This is a genomic window from Aeromonas sp. R7-4 (assembly GCF_040908055.1).
GTDB classification, from domain to species: Bacteria; Pseudomonadota; Gammaproteobacteria; order Enterobacterales; family Aeromonadaceae; genus Aeromonas; species Aeromonas sanarellii.
On the sequence record NZ_JBFODA010000027.1, the window covers coordinates 12,006 to 31,110 of the forward strand.

A 19,105-nucleotide genomic window follows, 5' to 3' on the forward strand; every position below is an offset into this window, starting at 1 on the left:
TCTTTGATGCAGGCGAGTCTGCGTCAAACAGGTTAAGGTAGTGTCATGGGCCAAGGGGCCCTTGACCATGAAGCGGGCAACGAGCGTGCCCCCTATCGCGAGAAGAGCATATGAGTCAGCATTTTTACGTACATCCCGACAATCCCCAGGTTCGCCTCATCAGCCAGGCGGTGCAGATCCTGCAAAACGGCGGCGTCATCGTCTATCCCACCGACTCCGGCTACGCCCTGGGCTGCCAGATGGGCAACAAGGATGCCCTGGAGCGCATCTGCCGCATCCGTCGCATCGAGCCGAACCACGACTTCACCCTGGTGTGCCGGGATCTCTCGGAGATCTCCACCTATGCCAAGGTGGACAACACCGCCTTCCGGCTGGTCAAGAACAACACCCCCGGACCCTACACCTTCATCTTCAAGGCCACCAAGGAGGTGCCGCGTCGCCTCATGAACGAGAAGAAGAAGACCATCGGCATCCGGGTCCCGGCCAACAACATCGCGCTGGCCTTGCTCGAGGCCCTCGGTGAGCCGCTGCTCTCCACCACCCTGATCCTGCCGGGCTCCGAGATGGCGGAGTTCGACCCCGAGGAGATTGCCGACAAGCTCGGCAAGCAGCTGGATCTGGTGGTCAACGGCGGGTATCTGGGCGAGCAGCCCACCACTGTGGTGGACTTCTCCGACGATGAGCCCGTGCTGCGTCGCCGCGGTGCCGGGGATCCGACGCCGTTTGAGTGATCTTGCCGACCCCGTGCCCGCGCTGACAACCCCCGCGGGCACGACGGGGGAGGCTTCCCTTCCCCCGCCCATCGCCACCGTGCTGGGGCAGCCCTACCATGAGCTGCCCCAGGACTTGTTCATCCCTCCCGATGCGCTGGAGGTGTTTCTCGACACCTTCGAGGGGCCGCTGGATCTCTTGCTCTACCTCATCCGGCGCCAGCAGCTCGACATCCTCAACCTGCCCATCCTGCAGATCACCGCTCAGTACATGGAGTACGTGGATCTGATGCAGGGGCTCAACCTCGAGCTGGCGGCGGAATACCTGCTGATGGCGGCCTGGCTGGCGGAGATCAAATCCCGCCTGCTGCTGCCCAAGGCCCCGGAGCTGGAGGATGAGGAGGAGGGGGAAGACCCGAGAGTCACCCTCATTCGTCGCCTGCAGGAGTACGAGCGCTACAAGCTGGGGGCGGAGCGGGTCAATGCCCTGCCGAGGGTGGAGCGGGAGATCTTCGTCGCCTCGGCCTTGCCGCCGGATTTCGGCGCCCTGAAGCCGCTGGCCCCCGATGTTTCACTGGTTGAGCTCGCCCTTTACATGCAAAGTGTGGTAAAACGCGCGACTCATTTTGAACATCACCAGATCCGCCGCGAGCAGATCCCGACCCGGGTGCGGATGGCGGAGATCCTCGCCATGCTCTCCCTGGGCCAGACCCTGCGCCTGGAGCAGGTGCTGCGGGCCGAGGAGGGACGCATGGGGGTGCTGGTGACCTTCCTGGCCCTGCTGGAGCTGTGCAAGGAACAATTGATCTGGATCCTGCAGGCGGAGCCCCTGGGCCCCATCCATTTTGCCCTGGCAAGCCAGGAGGAGGCGGCGCATGAGCAAGTGCACTGAGCGGCCGCTCACGGCCATGGGCACAGCCCGGGAGGCCTGTCGTGGCGCTGCCTGCTGAACGGCTGAAGACCCTGATCGAGGCGGCACTCTTCGTGGCGGGCCGTCCCCTCACGGTGAACGAGCTCAAGGCCGGGGTGCTCTCGGATTACCCGGTCACCGGCCGCTACGTCCAGCTGCTGCTGGCGGAGCTCAGGAAAGACTACGAGACGCGGGGGGTCGAGCTCAAGGAGGTGGCCTCCGGCTGGCGCTTCCAGGCCCGTCAGGAGTATGCCGAGGAGTTGTCTCGCCTGTGGAGCGAGCGGGCGCCCCGTTATTCCCGCGCCGTGCTGGAAACCCTGACCCTGATTGCCTATCGTCAGCCCATCACCCGGGCCGAGATAGAGGCCATCCGCGGGGTGGCGGTGTCGAGCCAGATCGTCAACACCCTGAAAGAACGTGGCTGGGTGCGCAGCATAGGCCACAAGGAGGTGGCGGGTCGCCCCGAGCTGCTCGCCACCACCCGGGAATTTCTGGACTATTTCAATCTGCGGAGTCTGGAACAGCTTCCCGAGCTGGATCCTGAACTGCAGACCCCCTTGTCGCTCATGCCGGGCGAGGGCGGTGACGGTCAGCCTCTGGTTGGCCGTCCTGAGCATGAAGATGGTGGGGAGGCCAATGGGGCCTTCCCACAAAAGCCAAGGTTGTCCGCGATGTCGGCGGGCAGCGATCAACAATCAGGTAAACCCGATGAGTGAAAAACTGCAAAAAGTATTGGCCCGCGCGGGTCAAGGCTCCCGTCGTGAGATGGAGGCCCTGATCACCGCAGGTCGGGTCAGCGTGGATGGCAAGGTCGCCACGCTGGGGGATCGCGTCGAAGTGAACGCCGTGATCCGGGTGGATGGCCACCAGGTCAAGACCCGCGCCGCAGAGGAAGTGATCTGCCGCGTGCTGGCCTACCACAAGCCCGAAGGGGAGATGTGCACCCGCCACGATCCGGAAGGACGTCCCACCGTGTTTGATCGTCTGCCCAAGATGGATGGCGCCCGCTGGATTGCGGTCGGCCGCCTCGACGTCAACACCTCCGGTCTCTTGCTGTTCACCACCGACGGCGAGCTGGCGAACCGGCTGATGCACCCGAGCCACGAAGTGGAGCGGGAATACGCGGTGCGCGTCTTTGGCGAGATCACCGAAGCCATGCTGCAGCGCCTGCGCAAGGGCGTGCAGCTGGAAGACGGCATGGCCAAGTTCAACAAGATCAAGCCCGCCGGTGGCGAGGGTCTGAACCAGTGGTTCAACGTCACCCTGACCGAGGGCCGCAACCGGGAAGTGCGCCGCCTGTGGGAATCCCAGGAAGTGCAGGTGAGCCGCCTGATGCGCATCCGCTACGGCGACGTCACCCTGGATCGCGGCATCCCCCGCGGTGGCTGGCAGGAGCTGAAGCTCCCCGAGGTGAACTACCTGCGCGGCCTGGTGAATCTGCCGAACGAGACCGAATCCAAGGTGGATCTGCAGCAGGACGGCAAGGCCGGTCGCCACAAGCAGGCCGCCCAGATCCGTCGCGCCGTCAAGCGCCACAAGGAGATGCAGGGCAAGGAGCCGCGCGCGCGCAGCACCACAGCCCGTCGCAAGCCGACCTCCTCCACCCGCAACTCCGGCACCGGCAGCAAGTAAGCCGTCGCCGCCGCCCTGTCGGCCCGGAACAACCCAAGCCCGCACCTTATGGTGTGGGCTTTTTGTTGCCGGCGATTCTCCTCCCCCTCAGAGAGGGGGAGGCCGGGAGGGGGTTGCTGCTGTGGGATGTGGATCAGGATGGTTGCCCTGCCGGGACGGGCTTGTTAGCCTTTCCCGCACTGATACAGGAGAAACCAATGAGCAAGGTACTGGATGAGCTGCTGGCACTGCTGGCGCTGGAGAAGATCGAGGAGGGCCTGTTTCGGGGCCAGAGCCAGGATCTCGGATTGCGATCCGTGTTTGGCGGACAGGTGATGGGGCAGGCCTTGTCAGCCGCCAAGCAGACGGTCGCCGTCGATCGCCAGGTGCACAGCTTCCACTCCTACTTCCTGCGCCCAGGCGATGCCAACAAGCCCATCGTCTACGACGTGGAGAACATCCGCGACGGCCAGACCGTCTCCACCCGCCGGGTCAAGGCGATCCAGGGCGGCAAGCCTATCTTCTACCTCAACGCCTCCTTCCAGGTGGAGGCCGAAGGCTTCGAGCACCAGGCGCAGATGCCCGAAGGCATCACGCCTCCCGAGCAGCTCAAGAGCGAGCTGGAGCTGGTGCGCCCCTACGAGCAGCTGATCCCGGCGGCCCTGCGGGACAAGATCCTGTGCGAGAAGCCCATCGAGATCCGCCCGGTGACCCTGGTGGACCCCATCCGCCCGGACGTGCACGAGCCCCTGCGCTACACCTGGTTCAAGGCCAACGGCCCTGTGCCGGACGATCAGCGGGTCCACAACTACCTGCTGGCCTATGCCTCCGACTTCCACTTCCTGTTCGCCGCCCTGCAGCCCCACGGGGTGTCGTACTGGGAGCCGGACATGCAGGTGGCCACCATCGATCACTCCATGTGGTTCCACCGGGAGTTCAGGCTGGACGACTGGCTGCTCTACGTGGTGGACAGCCCGAGCGCCAGCGGCGGCCGGGGCCTGGTGCGCGGCCAGTTCTTCACCCGCGACGGTGTGCTGGTGGCCAGCACCATGCAGGAAGGGGTGATCCGCCGCCGGGGCTGACAAGCCGGCACTAGGCCAACAAAAACGGGAGCCATCGGCTCCCGTTTTTTATTGGCCTGAGTGATCAGGCGGCATCCTGCTCGGGGAGCGGGGCGCCTTGGTCGCGTTGGGCGAAGCGGTCGGCCCAGAGGGCGATGACGCCGTCACCGGTGACGTTGCAGGCGGTGCCGAAGCTGTCCTGGGCCAGGTAGAGGGCGATCATCAGGGCGATGGAGGCCTCGCCGAAGCCGAGCATGGAGGTGAGCAGGCCGAGCGCGGACATGACGCCGCCCCCCGGGGCACCGGGAGCGGCGATCATGATGACGCCCAGCATCATGATGAAGGGCAGCATGGTGTCATAGCCCGGAATGGCCAGGTGTTCGGAGAGGAACATGACGGCGGTGGCGCAGGTCACCAGCGTGATGGTGGAGCCGCACAGGTGGATGGTGGCGCACAGGGGCACGGTGAAGTTGGCGATGCCCTCGCTCACCCCGTTGCGCTTGCTGGCCTGCAGGGCCACCGGGATGGTGGCGGCGCTGGACATGGTGCCGAGCGCGGTGAAGTAGGCGGGCAGCATGTTCTTGATGAGCATGGCGGGGGAGCGCCCCAGGGCCAGTCCGGTGCCGACGAAGAGCACGCAGAGCCAGATCCAGTGCATCAGTATGGCCATCACCAGCACCACGCCGAAGGTCTTGAGGGTGGCGAAGACGGTGCCTTCCACCGTCATCTCGACGAAGACGCCGGCGATGTAGAAGGGCAGCAGGGGAATGATCACGCGAGCCAGCAGGCGGTCGATGATGTCACGACCCTGATCGGCGACCCGGCGCAGGTCGGTGGCCTGGGTGGCGCTGATGCCGATGCCGAACACGAAGGCGGCGGCCAGGGCCGACATCACCCCGAACAGGGGCGGGATCTCGAGATTGATGTAGGAGGCGAGCTTGATGGCGGCTTGCGCCGTGGGCTCGGCGGCCGTGGTCAGGCGCGGGATCAGGTGGCTCGCCACGGTGAAGGCGAACAGGCCCGCCAGTATGGTGGAGCAGTAGGAGAGTCCCACCGTCTTGCCCAGCAGCTTGCCGGAGTTCTTCGGCAGGCTGGCGATGCCGCTCATGATGAAGAAGAGGATGATGAGCGGAATGGTGAAGGTGATGAGCTGGCCTATCACCGTCTTGGCCGTGAACAGCACCCGAGCGACCCATTCCGGGGCATAGAGACCGAGCAGCAGACCGGCGAGGATGCCGGCGATCAGGTTAAGGACGAGTTTCATGGGGGAATCCAGGTGTTGGTGTCTGTGTTGTGATTAAATAATGATTTTGATGGCGCTTTTTAACACAAACTCCGCATCTTGTCTGTCTTGTGCTGGTTAATTCGGTGTTAAATTTTGATGTTGAGGGTTTTTATCGCGTTTTGAACTGAATTGTGGCGGCCTCTGGACGCAGTGCCAGGGCCGCAGGAAGCAATGCATGCACCCAACGCCCCTTCATCCTGTCTTCGCTGCGTCAGCGCCCGAGCCGCGGGGAACAGAGCGGGCTACCTGCGGCCCCTCATCCTCTCTTTGCGGCGATCAGCCCCTCAGCAGCAATGCGTGCAGCCAGCGGCCGTTCGCCCCATCCTCGCTGCACCAGTGGCGGTGCAGCGTCAAGGGCAGGGGGGCGACGAGGCGAAGCAGCCCGGCCTCGTCGAGGCGGGTCAGCAGGGGATACGCCTGGGGCGACCTGCTGGCCGGCGACTCGCCATCGGCATGGGGGAAGGAGCAGTAGAGAGGCCCGCCGCTCTTGAGGAGGGCGGCGAGGTGCCGGAGTACCGGAGCTATCTCCTCCCCGGGCAGGCAGGGCAGGGAGGCGCTGGCCCAGATGCCGTCATAGGGGACGACGCTTCGCATCTGCTCGAAACGGCAGACCCGCACCGGCTGGCCGCAAAGGCGCGAGGCGGCCGCCGCCTGCGCCCGGCTCGCATCGAAGGCGGTCACCATCAGCCCCCGCTCCCGGAAGAGGCGCAGATCCTCACCCGCGCCGCAGCCGGCCTCCAGCAGGTGGCCTCGTGCGGGCAGCAGGGCGAGGAAGGGGGCATGGGCTCCGGCCACGAGGGCGGGACGGGTATCTGGGCTCGGGGCTGGGGTGTGGGGCGCTATCATGGGCTCATCTCTGCGGTGGGCGGCTACTCTAGCAAATTCGCCCCCGACTGTTCAGCCCCGATGAAAGGGTATCTGCGCCCGGGCCATCAGGCTTGCCGGCGCAGCGGGAGGGGGGCGCTGGCGATCAGACCGAACAGGGTGTCGAGCAGGGTGTCCGACTCCCGGATCAGGTCGATGCGATCGGGGAAGTGCAGCCAGTTGATGATGTAGCCGTCCAGGGTGCAGTGCAGCAGGGTGGTGGCGCGCCGCAGATCCAGCCCCTGGGGCAGCTGGCCGTGGCGCACCGCATTGGCCAGGGTGATCTCCAGATCCCGGAAGAAGTTGATGGACTGCTGGCGCATGTGATCCCGCAGGGCACTGGCCTCCCCTTCCAGGGCCTCCAGGCTGAAGATGATGGTGAACATCTGCTGGTGGGCGGGCTCTGTGCCGATCTTGACCATCACCTCCTTGAGGAAGATCCGCAGCTTGCCGAGGGGGTCCGGTTCCGCTTCGTCGACGCAGGCGTCGAGCTGGTGGGAGAGGGGGGCGCACAGCTCCTCCCACAGGGTGACGAACAGCTCTTCTTTATTCTTGAAGTGCCAGTAGATGGCGCCCCGTGTGAGATCCGCAGCCTTGGCGATGTCGGTCAGGCTGGTCCTCGCCAGCCCTTGCTGGCAGAAGAGATCCAGCGCCGTGCTCATGATGTGGCAGCGGGTCTGTTGTGCCTCTTCTTTGGTGCGTCTGGCCATGGGCTCGGTTCCTGTCGATCAGTGAAAAAAGTTTCTTACATACATTCGTGAATGTATGTATATTGCCTCATCTTCGCCATTTTACCAACAGGCACCTTATAAACCCTGTGGTTTTGTCGTTTTTTATTTTGTTGAAACAGAGGCTCAGAGACTTCATGCATAAACATATTCTCGCACGTTCGGTCGGCCTTGCCTTGCTGGCAAGTGGCCTGCTGGCAGGCTGTGGTGACAAGGGAGAAGCCCAGCAGGCCATGGAGATGCCTCCCGCCGCCGTGGACGTGGTCACCCTTCATACCGCCCCGCTGCAGCTTATGTCCGAGCTCACCGGTCGCACCGCCCCCCTGCGGGTGGCCGAGGTGCGTCCCCAGGTGAACGGCATCATCCTCAAGCGCCTGTTCACCGAGGGCAGCGACGTCAAGGCCGGCCAGCTGCTGTATCAGATCGATCCCGCCGTCTATCAGGCCGCCGTCGCCAGTGCCAAGGCGAACCTGGCCAAGGCCGAGGCCAACGAGCGCAGCGCTCGCCTCAAGGCCCAGCGTTACGCCGAGCTGGTGAAGGTGAAGGCCATCAGCCGTCAGGAGTATGACGACGCCGATGCCACCTGGAAACAGCAGGTGGCCGAGATCGGCGCCGCCAAGGCGGCCCTGCAGAGTGCCAACATCAACCTGGCCTATACCCGCATCACGGCCCCCATCAGCGGCCGCATCGGCAAGTCGGCGGTGACCGAGGGGGCCCTGGTGACCGCCCAGCAGGCCGCCAGCCTCACCACCATCTCCCAGCTCGATCCCATGTATGTGGACGTGCGCCAGTCCACCGCCGACCTGCTGCGCCTCAAGCGCCAGGTCGCCGCGGGCAAGCTGACCCAGGGCGAGCAGGACGGTGCCAGCGTCAGCTTCCAGCTGGAAGATGGCAGCCAGTACGGCCAGAAAGGCTCGCTCCAGTTCTCCGACGTGACCGTGGACGAGACCACCGGCATGGTGACCCTGAGGGTGATAGTGCCGAACCCGGATCAGCTGCTGCTGCCCGGCATGTTCATGCGCGCCACCCTGCAGGAGGGCGAGCGCCCCGAAGGCCTGCTGGTGCCGCAGACCGCGGTGACCCGCACGCCCAAGGGCGGGGCCACCGTCATGGTGGTGACGGCGGACAACAAGGTGGCGCTGCGCGAGGTGCAGGTCGGTCGCATGTCCGGCGACAGCTGGGTGGTGGAATCCGGCCTCGATGCCGGCGAGAAGGTGATCGTCGCCGGCCTGCAGAAAGTCAAACCCGGGGCTGCGGTGGCGCCCACTGAACGCGCCAGCAACACAGTACAGGCTCAGCAGACCCCGGCAACCAAGCAGTAGGATGGAGTAGTCGCCTCATGGCACGATTTTTCATAGATAGACCCATTTTCGCCTGGGTGATCGCCCTGGTGATCATGCTGGCCGGGGCCATGGCCATCATCAGCCTGCCGGTGGCCCAGTACCCGACCATAGCACCGCCGGCGGTGGGCATCTCCGCCAGCTACCCGGGGGCCTCCGCCAAGACGGTGGAAGACTCGGTCACCCAGATCATCGAGCAGAACATGACCGGGCTGGATCACCTGCTCTACATGTCGGCGCAGTCCGATTCGTCCGGCAATGTCAGCGTGACCCTCACCTTCAAGCCGGGTACCGATCCCGACATCGCCCAGGTGCAGGTGCAGAACAAGCTGCAGCAGGCCATGTCGCTGCTGCCCCAGGAGGTGCAGCAGCAGGGGGTGCGCGTCCAGAAGACCTCCAGCAGCTTCCTCATGGTGGCCGCCTTCATCTCCACCGATGGCAGCATGACCAACGACGATCTCGCCGACTACGTGGTGGCCAACATCAAGGAGCCCCTGAGCCGGCTGGACGGGGTGGGTGACATCACATTGTTCGGCAGCCAGTACTCCATGCGCGTCTGGCTGGATCCCCACAAGCTCAATCGGGTGCAGATGACCCCGGCCGACATCCAGACCGCCATCAAGGCCCAGAACGCCCAGGTCGCCTTCGGCAAGCTGGGAGGCACCCCTGCGGTGAGCGATCAGCAATTTACCGCCACCATCATGGGCCAGACCCGGCTCTCCACCGTGGAGGAGTTCAACAACATCCTGCTGCGGGTGAACCAGGACGGCTCCAAGGTGCTGCTCAGGGACGTGGCCCGGGTCGAGCTGGCCGGCGAAAGCTATGACGCCACCGCGCTCTACAACGGTCAGGCCACCGCGGCGGTCGCCATCAAGCTCGCCACCGGCGCCAACGCCCTGGACACCGCCGAGCACGTGCGCGCCAAGCTGGGCGAACTGTCGGCCTACTTCCCGGCCAACATGGAGATCGTCTATCCCTACGACACCACGCCGTTCGTGAAGATCTCCATCGAGGAGGTGGTGCAGACGCTGATCGAGGCCATCTTCCTGGTGTTCTGCGTCATGTATCTGTTCCTGCAGAACTTCCGGGCGACCCTGATCCCGACCATCGCCGTGCCCGTGGTGCTGCTCGGGACCTTCGGCGTCATGGCGGCCTTCGGCTTCTCCATCAACACCCTGACCATGTTCGGCCTGGTGCTCGCCATCGGCCTGCTGGTGGATGACGCCATCGTGGTGGTGGAGAACGTGGAGCGTCTGATGAGCGAGGAGGGGCTCTCCCCGCTGGAGGCGACCCGCAAGTCCATGACCCAGATCACCGGCGCCCTGGTGGGGATCGCCCTGGTGCTGTCCGCCGTGTTCGTGCCCATGGCCTTCTTCGGCGGCTCCACCGGCGCCATCTATCGCCAGTTCTCCCTCACCATAGTCTCGGCCATGGTGCTCTCGGTGCTGGTGGCCCTGATCCTGACCCCGGCGCTCTGTGCCACCCTGCTCAAGCCCATGAAACACGGCGAGTTCGGTGCCCAGCGCGGCTTCTTCGGCTGGTTCAACCGCTTCTTCGATACCAACGCCAATCGCTACCAGAACGGCGTGCGCAAGGTGATCAAGCAGGGGGCCCGCTACGGCATCATCTACGTCGCCATGCTGGCGGTGCTGGCGGTGCTCTTCATGCGCCTGCCCACCTCCTTCCTGCCGGAAGAGGATCAGGGGGTCATCATGTCCATGGTGCAGCTGCCGGTGGGGGCTACCAAGGAGCGTACCGAGGTGGTGCTGGCCGAGATGCGCGACTACTTCCTCGAGAACGAGAAGGAGAACGTGGACTCAGTGCTGACGGTGGCGGGCTTCAGCTTCGCCGGTAGCGGCCAGAACAGCGGCATGGCCTTCATCAAGCTCAAGGACTGGAGCGAGCGGCAAGGGGAAGAGCGCAGCGCCAACGCCATCATAGGCCGCGCCATGGGGTTCCTGTTCAGCATCAAGGAAGCCCAGGTGTTCGCCTTCAACCTGCCCCCCATCCCGGAGCTCGGCACGGCCACCGGCTTCGACTTCTTCCTGCAGGACCGCGGTGGTCTGGGTCACGAGAAACTGATGGCGGCCCGCAACCAGTTGCTCGGCATGGCGGCGCAGGATCCCAACCTGGTGCGGGTGCGCCCGAACGGGATGGAGGACACCCCCCAGCTCGACATCAAGATCGACTATGAGAAGGCGCTGGCCCAGGGGCTCTCCATCGCCGACATCAACAACACCCTGTCGGCGGCCTGGGGCTCCTCCTACGTGAACGACTTCGTCGACAGAGGCCGGGTCAAGAAGGTCTACCTGCAGGCGGATGCACCGTTCCGCATGAACCCGGAAGATCTGAAGCTGTGGTACGTGCGCAACAGCGCGGGCCAGATGGTGCCCTTCTCCGCCTTTGCCAGCACCGAGTGGAGCTATGGTTCGCCCCGTCTCGAGCGCTACAACGGCGTCTCCGCCATGGAGATCGTCGGTGAGGCGGCCCCGGGCAAGAGTACGGGCGACGCCATGGCGGCCATCGAGCAGATGGTGAAGCAGCTGCCGGAAGGCATCGGCATCGAGTGGACCGGCCTCTCCTTCCAGGAGCGTCAGGCTGGCTCCCAGGCGCCGGCGCTCTACGCCATCTCGCTGCTGGTGGTCTTCCTCTGTCTGGCGGCCCTCTACGAGAGCTGGAGCATTCCGTTCTCCGTCATGCTGGTGGTGCCGCTCGGGGTGTTGGGGGCCATCCTGGCCGCCACCCTGCGCGGCCTGGAGAACGACGTCTACTTCCAGGTGGGCCTGCTCACCACGATCGGGCTGTCGGCCAAGAACGCCATCCTCATCGTCGAGTTCGCCAAGGAGCTGCACGACAAGGGGATGAAGCTCGGGGATGCGGTGGTGGAGGCCTCGCGCCAGCGTCTGCGCCCCATCCTGATGACCTCGCTCGCCTTCATCCTGGGGGTGCTGCCGCTGGTGATCAGCACCGGGGCAGGCGCCAGCAGCCGCAACGCCATCGGCACCGGCGTGATGGGGGGGATGATCAGCGCCACCGTGCTCGCCATCTTCTTCGTGCCGCTCTTCTTCGTGCTGGTGATGCGCTACTTCACCGAGCACCAGAGCGCCGAGGAGCGCATCACCCACGCCAAGGAGATCAACCATGGCTAAGACCCTGATCGCCCTGAGTGTGACCCTGCTGCTGGGGGCCTGCTCCATGGCCCCCGACTACCAGCGCCCCGAGCTGCCCCGAGGGGCCTCCTGGCAGGACAATCTGGCCACCAAGGGGGAGGTTGCCCCCTGGCGCCAGCAGTTCCAGGACCCGGCCCTGCAGACGCTGATCGGCACGGCACTGGACAACAACCGGGATCTGCGCCTCGCGGCCCTCAACGTCGAGGCCTATGAGGCGCAATACCGGATCCAGCGGGCGGCCCAGTTGCCGACCCTGGCCGCCAGCGGCTCTGGCACCCGCCAGCAGGGATCCGACGATCTCAGCGCCGCGGGGCAGGGCACCATCAGCAGCCAGTACGGCGCCGACATCGGCATCACCGCCTATGAGCTGGACCTGTTTGGCCGGATCCAGAGCCTCAAAGATCAGGCGCTGGAGAACTACCTGGCGCAAGTCGAGACCCGGCGCAGCACCCAGATCGCTCTGGTGGCCTCGGTGGCGAACGCCTACTTCACCCTGCTGGCGGATCAGGAGCTGCTGGCCCTGAGCCAGGCGACCCTGGCCACCGAGCAGGAGAGCTACGCCCTGACCCAGCACAAATACCGGCTGGGGGCCGCCTCCGAGATGGAGCTGGCCCAGGGGCGCACGGCGCTCGAGAACGCCAGGGTCAGCCAGGCGCAATACCAGCGCCTGGTGAAACAGGACAGAAACGGCCTGGCCCTGCTGCTTGGCACGGATGTGCCGGTGCTGGAGGGTCAACCCAAAACCCTGGATGAGGTGCAACTGGCCGCCATCCCGGTGGGGGCCCCCTCCAGCCTGCTGCAACAGCGGCCGGACATCCTGGCGGCGGAGCACAGCCTGAAGGCGGCCAACGCCAATATCGGCGCGGCGCGCGCCGCCTTCTTCCCGACCATCTCGCTCACCGCGACGGCGGGCACCGCCAGCAACCAGCTGAGCGGCCTGTTTGACGGCGGCACCGGCACCTGGACCTTCATGCCCCAGATAAGCCTGCCCATCTTCGACGGTGGCAAGCGCGTTGCGGATCTGGACGTGGCGGAAGTGGGCACCAGGCAGGCGGTGGCGAGCTACGAGAAGAGCATCCAGACCGCCTTCAAGGAGGTCGCGGATGCGCTCGGCGCCCAGGCTGACTACCAGCAACAGCTGCAGGCCCAGCAGGCGCTGGTGGAGGCGAACCAGACCTACTTCAGGCTGGCGGAGGTGCGCTACGAGCAGGGGGTGGACAGCTATCTGACCCGCCTCGATGCCCAGCGCTCCCTGTTCAGCGCCAAGCAGGGGCTCATCAGCACCCGGCTCGCCCAGCTTGGCAACCAGGTCGCCCTCTACAAGGCGGTCGGCGGCGGCTGGCAGGCGCCCGAGGAGGAGAAGCCTGCCGGCTGACGCGGGCAGGAGAAAGGAGGCACTGTCGGTGTCGACAAGCACGGGGCGAACCATCTGGTTCGCCCCGTTTCTATGTGTGCTGCCGCCCCGCAAACCGCACATCGGCGACGGAAGAGGTGGCGCGGGATGGCCGCTCACCAAGTCCGGGAATGAGCCCGCACCAGCGCTCTCGATATTGTGCGTCTGACCCTACCGTCATCATCGACCTGCGAGCATCGACGGCCGCATCGCTGTCGCCTCCGTCGTCCTTGGCGAGTCGTACCCAGGTGATGCCATTTATCGCATAAGCTGCGCACTAATTATTCTTTCAAAGAATAAATGTGTGGCTCTTATAGTTGGTCACTCGACTCTCATTCCAAGGACGTGCAATGAAACGACTCGTGCCCGCCACCCTGCTCGCCGCAGGCCTGGCCCTGACCCCGTTAGCCCAGGCGGCCACCCTGCTCAACGCCTCCTATGACGTGATGCGCGACTTCTACAAGGATTACAACGCCGCCTTCCAGAAACACTGGCAGGCGGAAGGCGGCGAGCCGCTGCAGATCAATATGTCCCACGGCGGCTCGAGCAAGCAGGCGCGCGCCGTCATCGACGGCCTGCCCGCCGATGTCATCACCATGAACATGGCTACCGACATCAACGCCCTCGCCGAGCATGGCGGCCTGGTCCCGAAAGAGTGGGCCGCCCGCCTGCCGGACAACAGTGCGCCCTTCACCTCGGCCACAGTGTTCATCGTGCGCAAGGGCAACCCCAAGGGGCTGAAGGACTGGCCTGATCTGCTCAAGGAGGGAGTGAAGGTGATAGTGCCCAATCCCAAGACTTCGGGGAACGGCCGCTACACCTATCTGTCGGCCTGGGGCTATGTACTGGAGCAAGGTGGCGACGAGAAGGCGGCCAGGGCGTTTGTGGGCAAACTGTTCAGGCAGGTTCCCGTGCTCGACACCGGTGGCCGCGCCGCCACCAGCACCTTCATCCAGAACCGGATAGGCGATGTGCTGATCACCTTCGAGAACGAAGCCGAGATGATCGCCCGCGAGTTCGGTCGTGGCAGCTTCGAGGTGATCTACCCGAGCGTCACCGCCGTGGCCGAGTTGCCGGTGGCGGTGGTGGACAAGGTCGTCGACAAGCAGGGCACCCGCAAGGAGGCCGAGGCTTATCTGACCTACCTGTGGTCTGACGAAGGGCAGCGCATCGCAGCCAACAACTACCTGCGCCCGCGCAACCCGGCGATCCTCGCCGAGTTCGCCGACCGCTTTCCGAACGCCACCTTCCTCAACGTGGTAAAGACCTTCGGCGAGTGGCCTGTCATCCAGCGCACTCACTTCAAGGAGGGCGGGGTGTTCGACCAGATCTATGCCGTGCAGTAAGACGCGTCTGGCAAGAAAAAGGCCGGCCAGGTGTCACCATGCTGGGGCGAGCCACCTGGTGGCTCACGCCCTGACGGATCTCCCGGGTGGCGTATCAGGGGTAGAATCGAAGAGCGGCTCATGACAGGAAGTGGGAAGGGCTCTCGCGTGGTTAGACTGGGAGCCCTGGCGAGATCCAGGCGATAAAAAGCACAAAGGGTTAGCTTCACTGTGAAGCTAACCCTTTGTTTTATCTGGTGCCGGTAATAGGAGTCGAACCTACGACCTTCGCATTACGAATGCGCTGCTCTACCAACTGAGCTATACCGGCGTGCCGCTAGATTCCCGAAAAATAGGTAGCAAGTCAATGAGCTGAACTCAGTTTTATGAGTGAGCTCATGGAGTTACGGGAAACCGTCAGAGGTCGGCGAACTCCGGGATATGGGCACGACCGCGGCTCTCGAGAAACGCGAGCAGGGCACGGGGGGAGCGTGCCAGGATCCGCTCCTCGGGGAAGTCGGCCTCGGTCACCAGACGGTGGCAGTGATCGAAATCGCCGAGGCTGAAGGCCACGTGGGAGTCGGAGCCGAAGGTGAGGTAGGCGCCAAGGTCGCGCGCCGCCTCGACGATGGCGCGGCAATTGCTCTCACTGCCCGGGCGGGAATGATTGAAGGAGGAGTTGTTGATCTCCAGCGCTACCCGGTATTCGGCGGCGGCCCTGACCACGGCCTGGATGTCGATGGGGAAGGCGGGATTGCCGGGGTGGCTTATCATGTCGACTCGACCGCTTTTGATGGCGTTGATCATGGCCTGGGTGTGGGTCGCCCGATCGCAGGGGGGAAACACCGGTTCGTGAAAGCCCGCCATGATCATGTCGAGTCGCGATTCGTAGCGCTCGGGGAAGTCGATCTCGCCGTCGATGTTCTTGATGTTGGCCTCGATGCCGCGCAGGATGCCGACGCCGTCCACGACTCTGGGCAGCACATGCAGGTTGACGAAGTGCCAGTAGTGCGGGGCATCGGCCATGTCGGGGCCGTGATCCGTGGTGGCGAACAGCTTGATCCCCTTGGCTCTGGCGATGGGCAGGTAGTCGTGAATGGTGCTGTAGGCGTGGGTGCTGGCGACGGTGTGCGTGTGGGTATCGACCGTGTACTTCATCTTCTCTCCCCTCTGGCATGAGGCGCCAGCATAGCAAAAATGGTGGGGAGGGGCCACGAAACGGCTTGCCATACTTTGTCACAAATTAGGCTGTAGCTGACAAAGTCTGATGACGTTTGCCTGCGAGGATGACCCTATCGATGCAAGCCTGAACACCCATCGATGGGTCGACACTGGATGGTCTGACCCGTTTCCCCACCGTCGCCCCTGCGACGGTTTTTTTTGCCCTGATGATATTGGCGCCACGCGGACAAAAAAATGCCCAACTAGCATGGCGCAGGTTGGGCGAGACTTAATGTTTAATTGCAGTGGCATAGATATAGAGTCCCCTCTCGCCGCGAAGTTCCCGTCCTCTTCCCTCTTTTTTGATTAAAAACATTTCGCCAACACTCGTTCACATTCTCTTGACATGGCTGGGCATGAAACGTACTTTTTAAACATTCGTTTAAGTGAGGTGTCCAGTGAGTAAAATCGATACCAAGAACCGTATTCTCGATGCCGCCGAGGTGCTGTTTGCCGAGCGGGGATTCGCCGATACCTCGTTGCGTCTGATCACCAGCGAAGCCGATGTGAACCTGGCCTCGGTCAACTATCACTTCGGCTCCAAGAAGGAGCTTATCCAGGCGGTGCTCGACCGTTATCTGAGCCTCTTCATGCCGGAGCTGGATGCGCGCCTGCAGACCCTGATGGCGCAGGAGCAGCTGACCCTGCTGCAGGTGTTCGAAAGTTTCGTCGACCCCCTGATGAATCTGGTGGCGGTGCGCCCAAACGGTCCTGCGCTCTTCATGCAGTTGCTGGGGCGCGGTTACATCGACAGCCAGGGCCACCTGCGCCGCTTCATCACCACCCATTATGGGGCGACCCTGCACGGGATCACCCAGGCCATCTCCAAGGCCAACCCGGACTTGTCGCCGGCGGATCTCTTCTGGCGCCTGCACTTCACCCTGGGCACCGTCGTGTTCACCATGGCCTCCGCCGATGCCCTGCGTGACATCGCCCAGGCCGATTTTGGCCAGCAGCTCGATGTGGAAGGGCTGGTGCGCAACGTCATTCCTTATCTGGCGTCCGGTGTCGGGGCGCCCGTGGAGTCGACCAGGCTCTCCCTGGCCGTGTAACACCTAACAATAATCAACGGAAACAGTGAAATAGAAGGAACTTCGGTATGATCACATTGCTTGTCCTGCTGGTGCTGGCGATAGCCGTGGTGCTCGGTGTCCCCGCCATCCGTAAAAAGGTGGTGACCCGCCCCGTATTCGGCATCTTCAAGAAGATACTACCGCCCCTGTCGGCCACCGAGCGGGAGGCCATGGAGGCCGGCTCCGTCTGGTGGGATGGCGAGCTGTTTCGCGGCAACCCCGACTGGAAGAAGCTGCACGGCTACGGCAAGGCGACCCTGAGCGCCGAGGAGCAGGCCTTCATCGACAACCAGGTCGAAACCCTGCTCGCCATGGTGGACGACTTCAAGATCGTCAACGAGACCAAGGATCTGCCTGAGCCGGTCTGGGACTACCTGAAGAAGGAAGGCTTCTTCGCCCTGATCATCCCGAAATCCTACGGCGGCCGCGAGTTCTCGGCGATAGCCAACTCCACCATCGTCACCCGCATCGCCACCAAGAGCCTGAGCGTGGCGGTCACCGTCATGGTGCCGAACTCCCTGGGCCCGGGCGAGCTGCTGATGCACTACGGCACCCAGGCCCAGAAGGACTTCTGGCTGCCGGGGCTGGCCAACGGCAAGGAAGTGCCCTGCTTTGCCCTGACCGGTCCGGAAGCGGGCTCCGATGCGGGCGCCATCCCGGACAAGGGGATCGTCTGCAAGGGGATGTACAAGGGGGAGGAAGTGCTCGGGCTTCGCCTGAACTGGAACAAGCGCTATATCACGCTCGCGCCGCGCGCCACCGTGCTGGGGCTGGCATTCAAGATGTATGACCCGGACAAGCTGCTGGGGGACAAGGAGGAGATCGGCATCACCTGTGCCCTGATCCCGACCAACCACCCGGGTGTGCGGGTCGGCGATCGCCACTACCCCATGGGGCTGGCGTTCCTGAATGGCCCGACCTTCGGCAAGGATGTGTTCATTCCGCTCGACTGGATCATCGGCGGCCCGGAATACGCGGGTCGCGGCTGGCGCATGCTGGTGGAGTGCCTCTCCGCCGGTCGTGGCATCTCTCTGCCGGCCCTTGGCACCGCCTGTGGTCACATGGCGAGCCGCACCGTGGGGGCCTACTCCTATGTGCGCAAGCAGTTCGGCATGTCCATCGGCAAGTTTGAAGGGGTGCAGGAGGCGCTGGCTCGCATCGGCGGCCTGACCTATCAGCTGGAAGGGGCTCGCCGCATGACAGCGGGCTCCCTGGACTTGGGGCAGGCACCGGCCATCGTTACCGCGATTTCCAAGTACCACATGACCGAGATGGCCCGTCAGGTGATGGACGACTCCATGGACATCCACGCCGGTCGCGCCATCCAGCTCGGTCCGAAGAACTACACCGGCTACGCCTACATGGGCATTCCGGTGGCCATCACGGTGGAAGGGGCCAACATCCTGACCCGCAACCTGATGATCTTCGGCCAGGGGGCGACCCGCTGTCACCCTTACGTGTTCGCCGAGCTGGAAGCCGCCGCCGACACCGACGTGGAGCGTGGCCTCGAGAAATTCGACGCCCTGCTGATGAAACACATTGCATTTGGTACCGGCAACTTCTTCGGCGCCCTGTTCCAGGGGCTGACCCTGGGTCAGTTCAATAGTTCCCCTGTGGGCGGCGAGACCGCTCGCTACTACAAGCAGCTCTCCCGCATGAGTAAAGGGCTGGCCCTGTGCGCCGACGTCTCCATGCTGATGCTGGGGGGGGATCTCAAGCGCAAGGAGATGATCTCCGCCCGCCTCGGTGACGTGTTGAGCCACCTCTATCTGGCCTCCGCCACCCTCAAGCACTACGAGGATCAGGGCCGTATGGTCTCGGATCTGCCGTTCGTGCAGTACGCGGTGGAGCGCAACCTCTATCTCATCGGCAAGGCGTTCGAGGGTTTCTTCCAGAACTTCCCGAACAAGGTGGCGGGTGCCGTGCTCAAGCGCGTGGTGTTCCCGTTTGGTGTCGGTTACAAGATGCCGGCAGACGATCGCTGCCACGCCATCTGTCTGGCCATGATGAAGCCGGGCGAATTCCGCGACCGTCTGACCGCCCTCTGCTACGTGGGCAAGGACGACGCGGATCCGGTCGGCCTGATGGAACGCGCCTTCCAGGCCATGGTCGCCGTCCAGCCCATCGAGAAGAAGCTGGTGCAGGCCCAGAAAGAGGGCAAGTTGCCGCGCAAGATGGCATTGAGCGAGCTGGTCGCCGCCGCCCTGTCCCAATCCATCCTGAGCCAGGACGAGGCGGACAAGCTGCTGGCCGCCGATGCCCTGCGCTACGAAGCGATACAGGTGGACAACTTCGCCCCGGGAGAGCTGGAAGGGCTGTCTCAACCGGCCCCGGCGGTGCATGCCGCCTGAGTCTGACGCTAGATTGAAAAACCGGCCCATGTGGCCGGTTTTTTGTTGTTTAACCAGGCATTT

The 19,105-nt window shown here is 64.0% G+C and carries 15 protein-coding genes and 1 tRNA gene; 11 read left to right on the forward strand and 5 right to left on the reverse strand.

Annotated elements, in window-relative coordinates:
- Positions 1–110 precede the first annotated feature (110 nt).
- From AB5Y72_RS06595 to tesB, 5 genes are all read left to right on the forward strand, one after another.
- Positions 111–731 carry an L-threonylcarbamoyladenylate synthase gene (locus AB5Y72_RS06595; RefSeq protein WP_010673702.1) on the forward strand — a complete coding sequence of 207 codons (621 nt, stop codon included), beginning with the start codon at positions 111–113 and terminating at the stop codon, positions 729–731.
- The gene (locus AB5Y72_RS06600) at positions 679–1,602 is read left to right on the forward strand and encodes a ScpA family protein (protein WP_368198746.1); all 924 of its coding nucleotides are present in this window, start codon (positions 679–681) and stop codon (positions 1,600–1,602) included. The genes AB5Y72_RS06595 and AB5Y72_RS06600 overlap by 53 nt, the downstream gene beginning before the upstream one ends.
- A 41-nt stretch (positions 1,603–1,643) precedes the next feature.
- Complete coding sequence (scpB, locus tag AB5Y72_RS06605; protein ID WP_325783652.1) at positions 1,644–2,336, forward strand: SMC-Scp complex subunit ScpB; 693 nt, start codon at positions 1,644–1,646, stop codon at positions 2,334–2,336.
- Positions 2,329–3,252, forward strand: coding sequence for a 23S rRNA pseudouridine(2605) synthase RluB (rluB, locus tag AB5Y72_RS06610; protein WP_042074648.1), 924 nt, complete (start codon positions 2,329–2,331; stop codon positions 3,250–3,252). Before scpB ends, rluB begins: the two co-directional genes overlap by 8 nt.
- Positions 3,253–3,449: 197 nt before the next feature.
- Positions 3,450–4,313, forward strand: coding sequence for an acyl-CoA thioesterase II (gene tesB / locus AB5Y72_RS06615; protein WP_042074652.1), 864 nt, complete (start codon positions 3,450–3,452; stop codon positions 4,311–4,313).
- Between the two features lie 64 nt (positions 4,314–4,377).
- Here the strand turns inward: tesB and AB5Y72_RS06620 are convergent, their stop codons facing one another.
- The 3 genes from AB5Y72_RS06620 to AB5Y72_RS06630 all read right to left on the reverse strand — a co-directional run bounded on the left by AB5Y72_RS06620 (position 4,378) and on the right by AB5Y72_RS06630 (position 7,151).
- A complete protein-coding gene (locus tag AB5Y72_RS06620; RefSeq protein ID WP_042074654.1) occupies positions 4,378–5,556 on the reverse strand; it encodes a dicarboxylate/amino acid:cation symporter in 1,179 nt (392 codons plus the stop codon).
- A 297-nt stretch (positions 5,557–5,853) separates the two neighbouring features.
- Positions 5,854–6,423 carry a methyltransferase domain-containing protein gene (locus AB5Y72_RS06625; RefSeq protein WP_325783653.1) on the reverse strand — a complete coding sequence of 190 codons (570 nt, stop codon included), beginning with the start codon at positions 6,421–6,423 and terminating at the stop codon, positions 5,854–5,856.
- Between the two features lie 86 nt (positions 6,424–6,509).
- Positions 6,510–7,151: a TetR family transcriptional regulator gene (locus tag AB5Y72_RS06630; RefSeq protein WP_209794927.1), complete on the reverse strand. Its 642-nt coding sequence runs from the start codon at positions 7,149–7,151 to the stop codon at positions 6,510–6,512.
- A gap of 155 nt (positions 7,152–7,306) precedes the next feature.
- Between AB5Y72_RS06630 and AB5Y72_RS06635 the strand changes: the two genes are divergently transcribed.
- From AB5Y72_RS06635 to AB5Y72_RS06650, 4 genes are all read left to right on the forward strand, one after another.
- Positions 7,307–8,491: an efflux RND transporter periplasmic adaptor subunit gene (locus AB5Y72_RS06635; protein ID WP_042074658.1), complete on the forward strand. Its 1,185-nt coding sequence runs from the start codon at positions 7,307–7,309 to the stop codon at positions 8,489–8,491.
- 17 nt (positions 8,492–8,508) lie between these two features.
- Positions 8,509–11,658 carry an efflux RND transporter permease subunit gene (locus tag AB5Y72_RS06640; protein WP_325783654.1) on the forward strand — a complete coding sequence of 1,050 codons (3,150 nt, stop codon included), beginning with the start codon at positions 8,509–8,511 and terminating at the stop codon, positions 11,656–11,658.
- Positions 11,651–13,054: an efflux transporter outer membrane subunit gene (locus AB5Y72_RS06645; protein WP_325783655.1), complete on the forward strand. Its 1,404-nt coding sequence runs from the start codon at positions 11,651–11,653 to the stop codon at positions 13,052–13,054. The genes AB5Y72_RS06640 and AB5Y72_RS06645 overlap by 8 nt, the downstream gene beginning before the upstream one ends.
- Before the next feature lie 368 nt (positions 13,055–13,422).
- Positions 13,423–14,418: a sulfate ABC transporter substrate-binding protein gene (locus AB5Y72_RS06650; RefSeq protein ID WP_325783656.1), complete on the forward strand. Its 996-nt coding sequence runs from the start codon at positions 13,423–13,425 to the stop codon at positions 14,416–14,418.
- Positions 14,419–14,652: 234 nt separating this feature from the next.
- On the opposite strand, the gene AB5Y72_RS06655 is transcribed toward AB5Y72_RS06650, so the two are convergent.
- Positions 14,653–14,728, reverse strand: a tRNA-Thr gene (locus AB5Y72_RS06655).
- An 86-nt stretch (positions 14,729–14,814) separates the two neighbouring features.
- Entirely contained in the window at positions 14,815–15,555 is a 741-nt protein-coding gene (locus tag AB5Y72_RS06660; RefSeq protein WP_216990624.1) for a phosphatase, read from the reverse strand.
- Between the two features lie 461 nt (positions 15,556–16,016).
- Between AB5Y72_RS06660 and AB5Y72_RS06665 the strand changes: the two genes are divergently transcribed.
- Positions 16,017–16,670, forward strand: coding sequence for a TetR/AcrR family transcriptional regulator (locus AB5Y72_RS06665; RefSeq protein WP_216990623.1), 654 nt, complete (start codon positions 16,017–16,019; stop codon positions 16,668–16,670).
- Between the two features lie 47 nt (positions 16,671–16,717).
- Positions 16,718–19,042 (forward strand): acyl-CoA dehydrogenase, encoded by a 2,325-nt coding sequence (locus tag AB5Y72_RS06670; protein ID WP_216990622.1) that lies wholly within the window; start codon positions 16,718–16,720, stop codon positions 19,040–19,042.
- Positions 19,043–19,105 lie beyond the last annotated feature (63 nt).